A 209-nucleotide genomic window follows, 5' to 3' on the forward strand; every position below is an offset into this window, starting at 1 on the left:
GTAATGCCACTCGCTATCAACCACATCGTTAATTTTTAGCGCGGTTTTACGGCCCAGGCTGTCATATTCAAAGCCCTGTTTGGTGCCGTTGGCATCGGTTTGCGTCAACAGCTCGCCCAGTGCATTGTAGGTGTATTGCCAGTTGCCCCGGTCAACATACTCAGTGCGCGCTTTACGGCCTGTGATCAGGTTGTAGGTGTTGGAGATCA

Annotated in this window: 1 protein-coding gene; it reads right to left on the minus strand. The window is 51.7% G+C overall.

Annotated elements, in window-relative coordinates:
* The coding region (locus C3B51_RS23400) for an RHS repeat domain-containing protein (RefSeq protein ID WP_130246563.1) at positions 1–209 on the minus strand (209 nt) is incomplete at both ends.

Origin of the sequence: Pseudoalteromonas rubra (genome assembly GCF_004212645.1) — a bacterium.
Taxonomy (GTDB): domain Bacteria; phylum Pseudomonadota; class Gammaproteobacteria; order Enterobacterales; family Alteromonadaceae; genus Pseudoalteromonas; species Pseudoalteromonas rubra_G.